The sequence below is a fragment of the Metabacillus niabensis genome (assembly GCF_020524345.1).
Classification (GTDB): domain Bacteria; phylum Bacillota; class Bacilli; order Bacillales; family Bacillaceae; genus Metabacillus; species Metabacillus niabensis_B.
The window spans coordinates 143,812-158,732 of sequence record NZ_JAIVLH010000012.1; the positions used below are offsets into that span (position 1 = coordinate 143,812).

12 protein-coding genes are annotated in these 14,921 nt (G+C 39.1%); 2 read left to right on the forward strand and 10 right to left on the reverse strand.

The window, feature by feature from the left end:
* Nucleotides 1–86 precede the first annotated feature (86 nt).
* The 10 genes from LC095_RS14650 to LC095_RS14695 all read right to left on the reverse strand — a co-directional run bounded on the left by LC095_RS14650 (nucleotide 87) and on the right by LC095_RS14695 (nucleotide 13,093).
* Nucleotides 87–1,778 carry a methyl-accepting chemotaxis protein gene (locus tag LC095_RS14650; RefSeq protein ID WP_226528843.1) on the reverse strand — a complete coding sequence of 564 codons (1,692 nt, stop codon included), beginning with the start codon at nucleotides 1,776–1,778 and terminating at the stop codon, nucleotides 87–89.
* A 432-nt stretch (nucleotides 1,779–2,210) separates the two neighbouring features.
* A complete protein-coding gene (uvrA, locus tag LC095_RS14655; protein WP_226528844.1) occupies nucleotides 2,211–5,087 on the reverse strand; it encodes an excinuclease ABC subunit UvrA in 2,877 nt (958 codons plus the stop codon).
* Between the two features lie 7 nt (nucleotides 5,088–5,094).
* Nucleotides 5,095–7,080: an excinuclease ABC subunit UvrB gene (uvrB, locus tag LC095_RS14660; protein WP_226528845.1), complete on the reverse strand. Its 1,986-nt coding sequence runs from the start codon at nucleotides 7,078–7,080 to the stop codon at nucleotides 5,095–5,097.
* Between the two features lie 337 nt (nucleotides 7,081–7,417).
* The gene (locus LC095_RS14665; protein ID WP_226528846.1) at nucleotides 7,418–7,651 is read right to left on the reverse strand and encodes a DUF2198 family protein; all 234 of its coding nucleotides are present in this window, start codon (nucleotides 7,649–7,651) and stop codon (nucleotides 7,418–7,420) included.
* 20 nt (nucleotides 7,652–7,671) lie between these two features.
* Nucleotides 7,672–8,115: a GNAT family N-acetyltransferase gene (locus LC095_RS14670; protein WP_226528847.1), complete on the reverse strand. Its 444-nt coding sequence runs from the start codon at nucleotides 8,113–8,115 to the stop codon at nucleotides 7,672–7,674.
* A gap of 92 nt (nucleotides 8,116–8,207) precedes the next feature.
* A complete protein-coding gene (locus LC095_RS14675) occupies nucleotides 8,208–9,794 on the reverse strand; it encodes a peptide chain release factor 3 (protein ID WP_226528848.1) in 1,587 nt (528 codons plus the stop codon).
* 183 nt (nucleotides 9,795–9,977) lie between these two features.
* A complete protein-coding gene (locus LC095_RS14680; protein WP_226528849.1) occupies nucleotides 9,978–10,148 on the reverse strand; it encodes a hypothetical protein in 171 nt (56 codons plus the stop codon).
* Nucleotides 10,149–10,218: 70 nt separating this feature from the next.
* On the reverse strand, nucleotides 10,219–11,358 hold the full coding sequence (locus LC095_RS14685; RefSeq protein ID WP_226528850.1) for a CapA family protein: 1,140 nt from the start codon (nucleotides 11,356–11,358) through the stop codon (nucleotides 10,219–10,221).
* A gap of 101 nt (nucleotides 11,359–11,459) precedes the next feature.
* Entirely contained in the window at nucleotides 11,460–12,458 is a 999-nt protein-coding gene (locus tag LC095_RS14690; RefSeq protein WP_226528851.1) for an inorganic phosphate transporter, read from the reverse strand.
* A 14-nt stretch (nucleotides 12,459–12,472) separates the two neighbouring features.
* Nucleotides 12,473–13,093 carry a DUF47 domain-containing protein gene (locus tag LC095_RS14695; protein WP_226528887.1) on the reverse strand — a complete coding sequence of 207 codons (621 nt, stop codon included), beginning with the start codon at nucleotides 13,091–13,093 and terminating at the stop codon, nucleotides 12,473–12,475.
* Nucleotides 13,094–13,470: 377 nt separating this feature from the next.
* On the opposite strand from LC095_RS14695, the gene LC095_RS14700 reads away from it, so the two are divergent.
* Both LC095_RS14700 and LC095_RS14705 read left to right on the forward strand, forming a co-directional pair.
* Nucleotides 13,471–14,466: a fatty acid desaturase gene (locus LC095_RS14700; RefSeq protein ID WP_413467491.1), complete on the forward strand. Its 996-nt coding sequence runs from the start codon at nucleotides 13,471–13,473 to the stop codon at nucleotides 14,464–14,466.
* Nucleotides 14,467–14,726: 260 nt separating this feature from the next.
* On the forward strand, nucleotides 14,727–14,888 hold the full coding sequence (locus LC095_RS14705) for a hypothetical protein (protein ID WP_226528853.1): 162 nt from the start codon (nucleotides 14,727–14,729) through the stop codon (nucleotides 14,886–14,888).
* Nucleotides 14,889–14,921 lie beyond the last annotated feature (33 nt).

Here is a 14,921-nt window from a genome sequence, read left to right on the forward strand (position 1 = left end):
AATAGTTAGAAGGGAGCGATTGTGTCATTTTGACCAGTGTAATATAACAAACCCGCCAACAAAGACGGGTTTCCGTTTATATCTAATTAAATCTTAAAACGACCAACAACTGTTTTTAACTCTTCAGCCATATGGGCAAGAGCCTGGGCTGATGCATCGATTTCCTGCATGGACGCCAACTGTTCCTCCGTTGATGCAGCCACTTCTTCAGAACTAGCCGCATTCTCCTGAGCCAAACGGGAAACCTCCATCGCCGAGTTCGCAATTTCATCAATACTAGCCGAAATTTGCTGCACCGTTGCTGTTACTTGTTCAATCTGCGGGGTAATATTCTTTGTACTTGTCAGGATCTGAGCAAACTTCTCAGAGGTTATTTCTGATACTTTTACCCCTTCCTCCGCATTATGAACAACTTCATTCATAATATTTACGGATTCTTCGGTATCTTTTTGAATGAATGTAATTAAATCTGCAATACTCTTTGTTGATGCTTGAGACTGTTCTGCTAACTTCCGAACTTCATCAGCAACGACAGCAAAACCTTTTCCATGTTCACCAGCTCTTGCCGCTTCAATGGCTGCATTTAACGCCAGTAAATTCGTTTGATTTGCAATATCACTAATCACATCCAATATTGAACCTATTTCCGTCGAACGCTGTGATAGTGTTTGAACAACTTCATTTGAACGTCCAACTGATTCACGGATAAACCTCATTTGGGTTAGGCTGTTTTTCACATAATTTCCGCCTTCTTCTGCTTCCTTTGTTGTTTCTCTTGAAAGCTCAGAAACAGTTGCGGAACTTTCTGAAATATGATGAATTCCTTGTAAAACTTCATGTAATGAGCTTGAATTAAGTTCCAACTTTGTCGTTGTTTTCTCTGCACTACTTGCAATTTCTTGAATTGCAGAAGAAACAGTTTCTGTTGCTTTGCTCGATTGTTCTGCACTAGCATTCAATTGTTCTGCAGATGCTGCTACTTGATCTGAATGATCAGCTATCGAGCGGATCATTTCCCTCAAGTTATCTGTCATGGCATTGAATGATTCGTTAAGATCATGGATTTCATCTTTATTCTTTATGGTGATCTTTTCTACTTGGAGATTTCCTGAAGCCACCTGCTTCACTGCGTTACCCAATCGAAAGATAGGTCTTGTAATAAAAATAGAGATACCTACTCCACACACAATGGCAAAAACAGCAGCAACACTGCTTAGAATGATTAGAGTTAATTGTGCCCGATCAGACTCGTCCTTCGTTTCTTTTACTCTTTCTTCTAAGATATCATCCCTTAACCAGGTATTCATAGAAAGAGCTTCCTCTGTTAAGCTCGTACTAATTGGGACAATCAGGTTTAAGCCATCCTTATTTGCCTTTGTTTCATCGATTGATTTTTCATCCATGACACGGTTCGCGGTTTCTTTAAATTGATCATTTAGCTCTTGAATGGACTGAAGACGATCCTTTGTTTCTTGTAAGGTTGATAGCTCAAGTCCTCTGGATATACTTTCATTTAATTGAGTATTTGCTTCATTCATCTTGTCTCTAAAGCTCTCATCATCGTAAAGCATATAGGCACGATAATACCCCGACTGTAAGGCTGTATCCGTTTGAATTGCTTGAGAAATGGCTCTTAACTCTGCCACCGTTTCGATCACATATTCATATGATTCATTTGATTGTTTCATATTGTGATAGGAAAACAACGAAGCTGCCCCAAAAATAATGGAGACAATCAAAAAGCTCCCAATTATTTTTCGCTTGATTGATAAATTCATGTGTTCTAAATCCTTTCTTCTTGTTATTCTGGATGGTCTATTTTGGTGATGCCTTTTTGCACAGTAAAAAAACACCTCTAATCCTAGGAAAATATACGTCAGCCTGGAATCAAACGCGCCTTTAGCAAGTGGCAGGATCGCTACCCTTGTACCAAATTAACTTTTGCAGAATGTAAATAAACGGTTAAAAAGAAACAGGTTCGCTATTTCTTGTTAATGGTTTATTTTATAAAAATATTCACTTTTATCATCTGGTTTGTGCTTCGGCATCAGGGTAATCCATTTGACCCTTAAAAAACCTTGTACACGTTCTATCCCTTCCAGAATATTATATCGGCTATATTTTTCTATTATTTAGGAAATCGAGGATTATTTTTTATATATAAACGTAAAAAGCTGATTCCCAAAGAAATCAGCTTTTCATCCAGAAGATTAGCTTTGTGCTACCTCTTCTTTTTCTTTTATTAATTTTCTCATTCGATCCCTGTCGCGTTCTATAACCGGTTTTAAATATTTTCCCGTATAGGATTGTTCATTGTTCATAATATCCTCCGGAGTTCCATAGCCAACGATTTGACCGCCTTTGTCTCCACCTTCAGGACCTAAGTCAACCAAATAATCTGTTGCTTTGATTACATCTAAATTATGTTCAATGACAAGGACAGTATCACCATTATCTACCAGGCGTTGCAGGACTTTTAATAATCGTGCAATATCATCCACATGAAGACCCGTTGTCGGTTCATCCAAAATATATAAAGAACGACCTGATGATCGTCTGTGCAGCTCTGATGCCAGCTTTACCCTTTGGGCTTCTCCGCCGGAAAGAGTGGTTGCAGGCTGTCCAAGAGTTATATAGCCAAGACCTACATCATAAATTGTTTGCAGTTTACGCTTGATTTTGGGAATATTTTCGAAGAACGAAACAGCATCCTCTACCGTCATCTCAAGAACGTCAGAAATGTTTTTGCCTTTATATGTGACCTCTAGTGTTTCACGGTTGTATCGTTTCCCATGACACACTTCACAAGGAACATACACATCAGGAAGGAAATGCATTTCAATTTTAATGATTCCATCACCGCGGCATGCTTCACAACGTCCGCCTTTTACATTAAAGCTGAAGCGCCCTTTTTTATAGCCTCTCACCTTTGCTTCATTTGTAGTTGCGAAAACATCACGGATATCATCAAAAACACCTGTATATGTTGCAGGATTTGATCGAGGTGTCCGGCCGATTGGTGATTGATCAATATCAATGACCTTCTCTAGATGTTCGATTCCTTTTACCTCTTTGTGTTCACCTGGCTTCGCCTTTGCCTTGTGAAGCTTTTGTGCTAATGTTTTATGAAGAATCTCGTTTACTAACGTACTTTTTCCGGAACCTGACACACCCGTTACCGCGATAAAAGTTCCTAATGGAAACTTCACACTCACATTGCGGAGATTATTTTCCTTTGCACCTTTTATCTCGATATAACGGCCATCAGGTTTTTTGCGTTCATACGGAAGCGGGATAAACTTCTTCCCGGATAAGTATTGCCCTGTTAAGGAATTGTCATCATTCATCACTTCTTCAGGCGTTCCGGCAGAAATGACCTCTCCACCATGGATTCCGGCACCCGGACCAATATCAATTAAATAGTCTGCAGCCACCATCGTATCCTCATCATGCTCAACAACAATAAGTGTATTTCCAATGTCACGCATATTTTGAAGGGTCTGAATTAAGCGATCATTATCTCGCTGGTGAAGGCCGATGGAAGGTTCGTCAAGAATGTATAAAACACCTGTTAACCGCGACCCGATCTGAGTAGCAAGACGAATTCGCTGTGCCTCTCCCCCAGATAATGTTCCAGCAGCACGATTAAGGGTTAGATAATCAAGTCCAACATTATTTAGGAACCCTAACCTTTCACAAATCTCCTTCAAAATAAGATTCGCAATCTGCATTTCTTTTTCTGTCAAGGATAGATTTTGAAAGAATTCCAGTGAATCTTGAACAGATAGTTTTGTAATTTCCCCAACATGATTTCCCTGGATTAAAACAGCAAGAGTTTCCTTTTTAAGACGATATCCCTTACAGCTCGGGCAATTTTGCTGGCCCATATACTTTTCCATTTGCTCACGAATGAAGTCTGAGGTTGTTTCCTTATATCGTCTTTCAACGTTACGAATAACACCTTCAAATTGAATATAGTTTTCGCGAACTTGGCCAAAATCATTTTCATAACGGAAATAAATTTCCTCACCATCACTGCCATATAGTACTTTATCCAATAAATGCTTCGGAATATCCTTAACCGGGATATCCATATCAATTCCATAATGATTGCATACAGCTTCAAGCATTTGAGGATAATATTGTGAGCTTGTCGGCTCCCAAGGTGCGATTGCATGCTGCTTAAGAGACAGTTCTTTATTCGGAAGCACAAGGTCTAAGTCTACTTTCAGTTTTGATCCCAAACCATCACACTCAGGACAAGCACCAAACGGGCTATTGAACGAAAACATTCTCGGTTCAAGTTCCCCGATTGAAAAGCCACATTGCGGGCAGGCATGATGCTCACTGAACAGAAGCTCTTCTTCTCCCATCACATCGATGATCACTCTGCCTTCTCCTAGACCTAAAGCAGCCTCAAGGGAATCGGCTAATCGTGAAGCAACTCCTTCCTTCACAACAATACGGTCAATCACAACTTCAATAGAGTGCTTTTTGTTCTTCTCAAGCTCAATCTCTTCTGAAAGCTCATGCATTTCCCCATCAACCCGAACACGGACATACCCTTGTTTTTTAATATCTTCAAATACTTTCACATGTGTTCCTTTTCGTCCAGACACAATAGGAGCAAGGACTTGAAGCTTTGTTCGTTCCGGATATTCCAATATGCGGTCAACCATTTGTTCAATTGTTTGGGAGGAAATTTCAATTCCGTGAACAGGACAGGTTGGACGACCAACTCTTGCATAAAGCAAGCGCAGGTAATCATAGATTTCCGTCACAGTCCCAACAGTTGAACGCGGATTTCGACTTGTTGTTTTTTGATCAATTGAGATGGCTGGTGATAGCCCTTCAATTGCGTCAACATCAGGTTTGTCCATCTGGCCTAAAAATTGACGGGCATATGCTGACAAGGATTCAACATAACGTCGTTGTCCTTCAGCATAGATGGTATCAAAGGCCAACGATGATTTACCTGAACCAGATAAGCCTGTTACAACAACAAGCTTATCACGCGGAATGGTCACATCTATATTTTTTAAGTTGTGGGCACGCGCTCCCTTCACAACAATATGTTCCATTGCCATAATTGCTTCATCCTTCCGCTTTCAGTTCTAAAATTAAATCACGGAGCTCGGCAGCACGCTCAAAGTTCAACGATTTTGCTGCCTCCTTCATTTCATTTTCCATTTCAGCTATGACTTTATCTCGTTCTTTCTTCGTTAACTTCGTTAATTTACTTGCAGCATTTGTTTCATACTCTTCCTGGTCTTCCGCTGCCATTGTTGCACGAATCACGTCACGAATTTCTTTTTGGATCGTTTGCGGAGTAATACCATGCTGTTTGTTATAAGCCTCTTGAATCTCACGGCGACGCTTTGTTTCATTGATTGCGATCTCCATTGAGTTTGTCATTTTATCTGCGTACATAATAACATGGCCTTCTGAATTACGGGCTGCACGACCAATTGTTTGGATAAGCGAGCGCTCCGAGCGCAGGAATCCTTCTTTGTCCGCATCTAAAATTGCAACAAGTGAGACCTCCGGGATGTCCAACCCTTCCCTTAAAAGGTTAATCCCTACTAATACATCATATTTTCCAAGACGGAGCTCACGAATGATTTCAATCCGCTCTAATGTTTTAATTTCTGAGTGAAGATAGTTGACTTTAATCCCGATTTCCTTCAGGTAATTTGTTAAATCCTCAGACATTTTCTTCGTTAATGTGGTAATAAGTACACGCTGATTCTTTTCTACTCTTGTTTGAATTTCTCCAATTAAATCATCGATCTGACCTTCGATTGGACGAATATCAATTGTTGGGTCAAGCAACCCTGTTGGGCGGATAATTTGTTGAATCATTTCAGGTGAATGCTCTATTTCATATGGACCAGGTGTGGCCGATACAAATACGATGTTTTCGATATGTTTTTCAAATTCCTCAAAACGCAGCGGTCTGTTGTCCTTTGCTGATGGCAAACGGAAGCCATGGTCAACAAGAACTTGTTTACGCGCTTGGTCTCCATTAAACATACCCCTAATTTGCGGCACAGTAACATGTGACTCATCAATGACAATAAGTGAGTCCTCCGGGAAGAAGTCCAGCAGCGTATATGGTGTGGATCCTGCCGGGCGCAAAGTTAAATGTCTAGAATAGTTTTCGATTCCTGAGCAAAAACCCATTTCTCTCATCATTTCCAGATCATATCTTGTTCGTTGCTCAAGACGCTGTGCTTCAAGAAGCTTGCCATTTTCGCGCAATTCTTCCAGTCGCTCTTCAAGCTCCACTTCAATGTTCTTGATGGCTTTTTCCATTTTTTCTTCTCTGGTAACGAAGTGGGAAGCCGGGTAGATGGCTACATGTTCACGGTCTCCCATAATTTCACCTGTTAATGCATCCACTTCACGAATCCGGTCAATTTCATCGCCGAAAAATTCCACACGGATACAGTGCTCATCACGGGAAGCAGGGAAAATCTCTACCACATCTCCGCGAACTCTGAATGTTCCTCTTCGGAAATCAATATCATTTCGTTCATATTGCACATCGACCAGTTTTCTTAGCAATTGATTTCGTTCAATTTCCATTCCTGTTCGTAATGAAACAACTAACTCTTTATATTCCTCAGGTGAACCGAGGCCATAAATACAGGACACACTGGCAATAATGATGACATCTTTCCGTTCAAAAAGCGATGATGTAGCCGAGTGACGAAGCTTATCAATTTCATCATTAATACTGGCGTCTTTTTCGATAAATGTATCTGTTTGCGGCACATAGGCTTCCGGTTGATAATAATCATAGTAGCTGACAAAATATTCAACAGCATTATTCGGGAAAAATTCTTTAAACTCACTATAGAGCTGTCCTGCTAATGTTTTGTTATGGGCAATAATTAATGTTGGTTTATTCACTTCTTGTATCAGATTTGAAACAGTAAAGGTTTTACCTGTACCTGTTGCCCCCAGCAATGTTTGGAATCGCTTGCCCTGCTTGATTCCTTCAACTAATGACTGAATGGCCTTAGGTTGATCACCCTGCGGTTTGTATTTTGAGACTAATTCAAATTGATCGCTCACTCATAAGCCTCCATTCCGTTTTATCTCTATGAATAGTTTACCATATAATAGTGGAAAAACACTAAAAATACGAACTATAGTTCGTATTTTATTTTTATTATGTATTAGTATGCTGAGAGCTTTCCTCATATAGAGGAATTTTGCAACTTTTCATGTATTTTTGCAACTATCTCGGTTTTTTTTGCAGGTTTGCATTTATTTTTGCAGGATCCGGGATTTTTTTGCAACTTTCTTTTATTTTCTTGCAACCTCGGGATGAAACCATTTTTTTATATAAAAAAAGAGCTAGCACAGCCCTTTCTTACTTAAGTATTTCTTTTTTTGTGAAACCTCAAACCTATTTCTTCTTCAGCAGGTCCTCCTTCATTTTTCTTGCATAGAAAAACCCGACAGCAAGTGAAACGATGTCGATAAAAAAGATACTCGGTCCATGTGTATAGCCTTTCATATAGGAAGCAAGAAGCAGAGCCGCTGTTAATGCCGTTCCAACATAATGATTATAGCTAACCCGAGTAAAAAGAAGGACAAGAAGAAAAGGCATAATAAGTGCTAAAATCACCTTAATCATCATCTATATTACCTGTTCTTTCATTATAGTGATAAATTGTAAAAATACACAGTATCCTCTTTTTCATAACCTACCGATTCGTAGAGAGCTTGTGCGTTTACATTGTCTTTCGACGTTTCCAGTAAAATTCCTGCCGTATTCGTTTCAACCGCAAATTCTTTCGCTTGGTTCATCAGTGCTTTGCCTACACCGTGACGACGATATTCTTCAGCAACAAACAAATCATTCAGCAGCCATTTTCGTTTCATTCCGACGGAAGAGAAAATGGGATAAAGCTGAACAAATCCGGCAGGACGTCCATCCTTGTCCTTTGCCAGGAATATGGTTGATTCAATTTGCTCCATTCTTTCCTTTAGAAAGGCTTTAGCTCCTTCCAGGTCAGATGATTGTCCATAAAAAATTCGGTAATTGTTAAATAATCCTGCGACATCGTCCAAGTCTGAAATTGTGGCTTTTAAAATATTCACATGTTTCCCCTCGATTCTAATCATATATAGCCAATTCTATCATGAAAACCGAGCAAAAGAGGGCTAATTTTCACATCATTAGCCCTCTTCGTTTATTTCTGTGATGTAACACCTTGGTAGTCGTTTTCTTCTAAAAGATCAACTAACTCGATGTCTTTTTGATTTTCTAAAAAGTATCGCAATGTAAATTCATTTTCAAATAATACCGCATAAGCACCAAAGCGGTCACGAACTAGCATGCTTCTTGAATCAAAGAACCGTTTATCAAACTTCTCGCTCTTGATCCATCTTGGAATTCGTTCTCCAAGGGAGGTGAATTCAATCTCCACATTATATTCAGCCTTCATTCGGTATTCAAATACCTCAAACTGAAGCTGACCGACTGCGCCAAGGATGATCGAGTCATTTAACTCTTGGCGGTATAGTTGAATCGCGCCTTCTTGCACAAGCTGTTCAATACCTTTTCGGAATTGCTTCGACTTCATGACGTTTTTCGCCTGAACTCGCTTGAATAGCTCAGGTGGGAATTGTGGCAGCTCTTCGTATTGATAAGAGTCTTTTCCACCGATTAATGTATCACCGATTTGATAGATATTCGGGTCATAAATTCCAATAATATCACCAGGATAAGCTTCATCTACCGTATCACGGTCTTTTGCCATAAAGGCCTGCGTTTGATTTAGCTTAATCGTTTTATTTGTCCGACTTAAGTTCACACTCATGCCGCGTTCAAATTTTCCGGAACATACACGGAAAAAGGCAATACGGTCACGGTGTGCCGGGTTCATATTGGCTTGGATTTTAAAGATATAGCCTGAAAATTGATCTTTTTCCGGCTCGATTAAGCCTTGATCTGTTTTACGCGGCTGTGGTTGTGCAGCAAATTGTAAAAATGTATCAAAGAATGTTTGCACACCAAAATTAGCAAGGGCACTACCAAAGAAGACAGGGGTTAACTCTCCTTTTTCCACTCGCTCCGGTGAAAATTCATTCCCTGCTTCTTCAAGCAGTTCCAGCTCACCTAATGTATCTTGATAGATGACATTTTCCTCTATATCTGTTCCAGATAACTCGCTTAGAGAAATCACTTCTTCTTCTTCATCGCCTTTAAAGCGAACAAATTGCTTATTAAAGCGGTCGTGGATACCTAAGAAACGTTTCCCGCTTCCAACCGGCCAATTCATTGGATATGATTCAATCCCAAGTACTTCCTCTATTTCAGAAAGTAATTCCAAAGGATCTCTTCCTTCACGGTCAAGCTTGTTGATAAATGTAAAGATCGGAATTCCTCTCATCCGGCAAACTTTGAAAAGTTTAATGGTTTGAGGCTCAACACCTTTTGTTGAATCAATGATCATGACAACACTATCTACCGCGGTTAATGTACGGTATGTGTCTTCACTAAAGTCTTCGTGTCCCGGTGTATCCAAAATATTGACGTGGAATTCATGGTACGGGAAGCTCATGACACTTGATGTTACTGAGATTCCACGTTTTTTTTCAATTTCCATCCAGTCAGATGCGGCAAATTTTCCTGATTTTTTTCCTTTAACTGTTCCTGTTGAACGGATAATTTGACCAAAGAAAAGGAGTTTTTCTGTTAACGTCGTTTTCCCTGCATCCGGGTGGGAAATGATCGCAAACGTACGTCGTTTATTTATTTCCTGTTGTAAGCTCATTCGCAATAACCTCTTTTAATTAAATTCGTGCTTCAAATATACTACAAAGCGCTTCAAAGAACAATTTTATTAAGGCTGTTTTTAATACGAGACCGTTCCATTGCGCTCCAGACACTAAAGTTTTAGAGTAAGTGTTAAAAGCAACATATTTAACATAATAAAACAGGGGAATCATCTCCCCTGTTAGCGCTGATACTTTCTTTTTTGTTTTATTTTCCCTTTATTTTTCTCCGTTTCAACTAGATTCCATGCGGTGGTGTATCGGTATTTTTTTCCCCAGATTTGAATGAGCATTTTCATTCCGGTTATAAAGCATAGAATTAATAGACTAACAATTAGAAATAAAATGTCCATCTTCGTTCCCCCAATCATTCTTGTACACATGTATATGTTTGAGATGGGGAAACATGATTGTTTTTAACCATCATGTAAATGAAAATGTAAGTTCTGGTACCCACTGATTCATATGCTTTTTGATTTCTTCGTAAAGCTTTTCTTTACCTGATAGTTGCTCGAGCGGTTGAACATGGTACACTTCATTTACGAAGGTTGGGACGAAGGATGGTTCTTTTAGAACGATTTCACCGGTTTCGAGTTTTTTTTCGACGTTTAGTTTTAGAACTCCTCCGATATCTTTGTAATCTTCGGTTTGACCTGTAAAGAAATTGCCGAGTGAATAGGCAACAAATGAGCGTTGTCCATCACCTCTTTCGATCCATTCCATCGGTTGGAGAACGTGTGGATGGTGTCCGATGATGATGTCTGCTCCTGCATTTGCTGTTTTGATGGCTAACTGTTTTTGCTCTTCATTTGGCAATCTTTCATATTCTTTTCCAAAATGAAGGCTTACCACGACGACATCAGAGATTGTCTTTGCTTGTTCAATCTCTTGTTCGATGTTGTTCTCATCAATTCGATTTACTAAGTAAGGCTTACCTTTCGGAGTTTCAATTCCATTCGTTCCATATGTATAAGCAAGGAATGAAAAAACAATTCCATTCTTTTCGATAGTTCGAATGTTCTTTTTATCTTTTTCCGATAAAAAAGCTCCGGTATAAGGAATCCCTAGTTTATTCCAATGTGAAATTGCACTTTGTATGGCCTTTTCGCCTCGATCCAATGTATGATTGTTTGCTATTGTTACTAGATCGATACCGCTTTCTTTTAATATATCTCCAACTTCATACGGACTATTAAATGATGGATAGGTGGAAAGCCCAATTTCTGTACCGCCAATCATAGATTCCTGGTTGGCAATGGTTATATCCGCATGGCTTAATAGGGACCGAACATTTTTCAGATGAGGGGTGAAATCATATTTTTCATCACCAATTTGTGCAGGCTCATACACACGGTCGTGGATTAAAATATCACCTATAGCCGAGATCGAAGCCGTTGTCGTTATGACTTCCTCTTTTTCCTTCTCTTTCTCAACAATCTGTGGATCCTGCTTTTCTTCCACTTTAACAATTTGATTTTCAGGCGCTGATGCTTGTTTGCCAACATATAAGCCCAGTCCACAAACTAGAAGAACGAGCAGGGTGAATGTGATGACCTTTTTCATTAGGTTACTCCTTTTCAGAAAGCTACTACTTCTAGTTTAACTTATAACTTGGAAGAAATTAACCAAAAAGACAGAATTCTGTCGAATTCTGCCTTGCTTTTTTAAAGAACGAAGTTAAGAAAATAATACACAACCCCTGCAAAAACCGCTGATGCAGGCAGGGTAACGATCCATGTAAACACCATGGCTTGAGCTGTTCCCCAATTAACTCCTTTGACTCGGTTAGACGCTCCTACCCCGAGAATCGATGAAGAAATCACATGTGTTGTGCTGACCGGGAGATGAAGAAAGGTTGCACCTAAAATAATGGATGCTGATGAAACATCGGCAGCAACTCCGCTAACAGGTCTGATCTTCATAATTTTATTTCCAACCGTTTTAATAATTTTCCAGCCGCCTACTGACGTACCGAGTGCCATTGCAAGCGCACAGGATAGCTGAACCCAAAACGGAATATCCATTGTTTTATGATAGTTATTGGCAATTAAGGCAAGTGTAATAATGCCCATTGCTTTCTGAGCATCATTTGTTCCGTGTGTATATGCCTGAAATGCCGCTGTGACAATTTGAATTCTGCGAAATCGATTATTGGATTTCGTTAAAGAATGATTTCTAAATAAGACCTTAAAGATACTAAATACGAGAAATCCGATGACAAAGGCTAAGATTGGTGATAAAAAAAGAGACTGTGCAATCTTAGAAAAACCTGCATAATTAATACTGCCAAACCCTGAAGCGGCAATCGCTGCTCCAACAATAGAACCGATGATGGCATGTGAGGAACTGCTCGGTATTCCGTAGTACCATGTGATAAGGTTCCAGGCAATCGCTGAAATAAGGGCTGATAAAATGACAACAGACCCATTATGTATCGTAAACGGATCCACAATCCCGCTTGTAATGGTTTTAGCAACACCTGTAAACGTTAGTGCCCCGATAAAGTTCATTAACGATGCTAATATGATCGCATGCCTTGGCTTCAAAGCTTTTGTTGAAACACTTGTTGCAATGGCATTTGCTGTATCGTGAAAGCCATTAATAAAATCAAAAGCCAACGCTCCAATCACAATCAACACCGTAATTATTAACGTTACATCCATATATCTATGTCCCCTTACGCATTCTTCATGACGATGCTATCTAATGTATTGGCAACTTTACGACAGCTATCCACAATCCCTTCTAGTGACTCATATATATCTTTATATTGAATGATTTTAATCGGATCTTTTTCTGTTGCAAATAAATTTTTCAATGCGGTCCGCAGCAGGTTATCACTGTTTGATTCATGTTCTTTTAATGCTGATGAATGGACCGGAATAGACTGTAATTTTTTCAATGATAATAATGTGATTGCTTCTGTGATTTCGGTCGCACATTGATGATTGATGCGAAAAAACGTTTTCATCTGTTCTGTCATGCTAGTAACTGAATACATCTCAAGCAATGCCGCGGTATGCTCAATTCCGTCTAAAACATCATCAATATGCAGGGCAAGCTGTAAAATATCTTCCCTGTCAATCGGTGTAATAAATGTTTGATTCAGTTCTTTTGTTATTTTTTGAATCAATTCGTCACCGGTTGATTCATACTCTTTTACATTTTCTAAAAAAAGTTGCAATTCATGATGATTTGAAATCGTTTTTTCAACACAGAAGTATGTTGTTTCTTGCAGGTTGCTTGTCATGCTTAATAATAGCTCTGAAAATTTATCTTTTTTCCCTTTTGAAAACATCATAGTACGAATCCTCCATCGGTAAAACCTTGTCCTATATTATGAGTACGCATGTTATCAATCAAACATACCTTATCTATCTAAATTACTACGTATTGTAGCGTAAATCCCAAGTTAAAAGCTAGCTAATTGAGAAAATATTAACTGCTTTCCCGTAAATGGGAGAGTTTGGCCCGATAATCAGCCGGGTATAATCTTGATACACCCTATGTATCCCTTTTGGCTTTGCTAATATAGATTTAATTGAACCGGAAATCAGGTTTGTATTTCCACTAATCCTTCAAAGGCAATAATCGTTTTCTAGACATAGATAAACAACATCAGGAAAGGAGAAACCTTAAAAAATGAATGAACAAAACCCAAGGGCTTTGAGAAAAATGGTTAGCCCTTATGAAAAGTCTGATTTACAAAAAAGCAATTGGCAAATCATTAACACATTGGTACCTTTTTTCCTCTTATGGTGTTTGGCATATAAGAGCTTGTCGATTTCATATTTTCTTACATTAGCGATTTCGGTTTTTGTAGCAGGTTTTTTAGTAAGAACCTTCATCATCTTTCATGATTGCTGCCACTATTCCTTTTTTAAGAGCAGAAAGGCGAATCGAATCCTTGGAACAATAACAGGAATTCTGACTCTACATCCTTTTGACCATTGGGCACACGATCATTCTGTCCATCATGCGACTAGCAGCAATCTGGACAAACGCGGGACAGGCGATATTTGGGTACTGACTGTTGAGGAATATAAGGAGGCCTCAACTAAGACAAAAATATTGTACCGCCTGTACAGAAATCCGTTTGTTATGTTTGTCATTGGGCCGATTTATGTCTTCGGAATTACCAATCGTTTTAATCGTAAAGGAGCTAAACGCAAAGAACGGATGAACACGTATGTAACAAATCTCGGAATCTTCGCTTTGGCAGCACTTTTATGTTGGGCCATTGGCTGGCAAAGCTTCCTACTGGTACAGGTACCAATTTTTATGATATCGGGATCCCTCGGAATTTGGTTGTTTTATATTCAGCATACGTTTGAGGATTCTTATTTTGAAGAAGATGAACACTGGGAATATGTAAAAGCAGCCGTTGAAGGAAGCTCTTTTTATAAGCTTCCAAAAGTTATGCAATGGCTAACAGGCAATATCGGTTTCCATCATATTCATCATTTAAGCCCAAGAGTCCCAAACTACAAACTTGAAGAAGTACATAACAACACTGAACCATTGCAAAACGTTCCAACCATTACACTGGCTACAAGTCTTAAGTCGTTAAAGTTCCGTCTATGGGATGAAGAAGGCAAAAAATTTGTTGGTTTTAACCACTTAACAAATGCTTCTAAAAACCAAGTATCAGCGCGGCTAAGATCGGATTAAATAAACTCCCCTAAGTGCAGACTCGCACAAAGGATTTGTGAAAATGTCAGTACTTCGTGCGAAATATACTTGTAGGCTCCACAATATGGTGCATTTTTCAAAAGGGAAAAGGGCTATATAAAATTGAAAAAGGTAATCAGTTAATCGATAATTTTGAATCAATCTTAACTTCTCCATCCGGATGTTCGTATGTATATCCCTCATATTCCATCACCTTTTGGGAATATTAGTTCATAATCGATAGGAAAAGGAGGATGAGAATGTTTGGACTAGGAAAAAAGATTAATACGCTGTTTTGGATTGCGATCTTTGGCCTCATTTTAACGACCATCTATTCAGCTATTCTCCTTTATCAGGGGATAGACTCAAAACGAAAGTTGAATTTTATTTGGGGTAAAAATAAGAAGGAAACTGAAGGCTAAAGCAAACAAGGACCTTTTTCAGGTCCTTGTTTC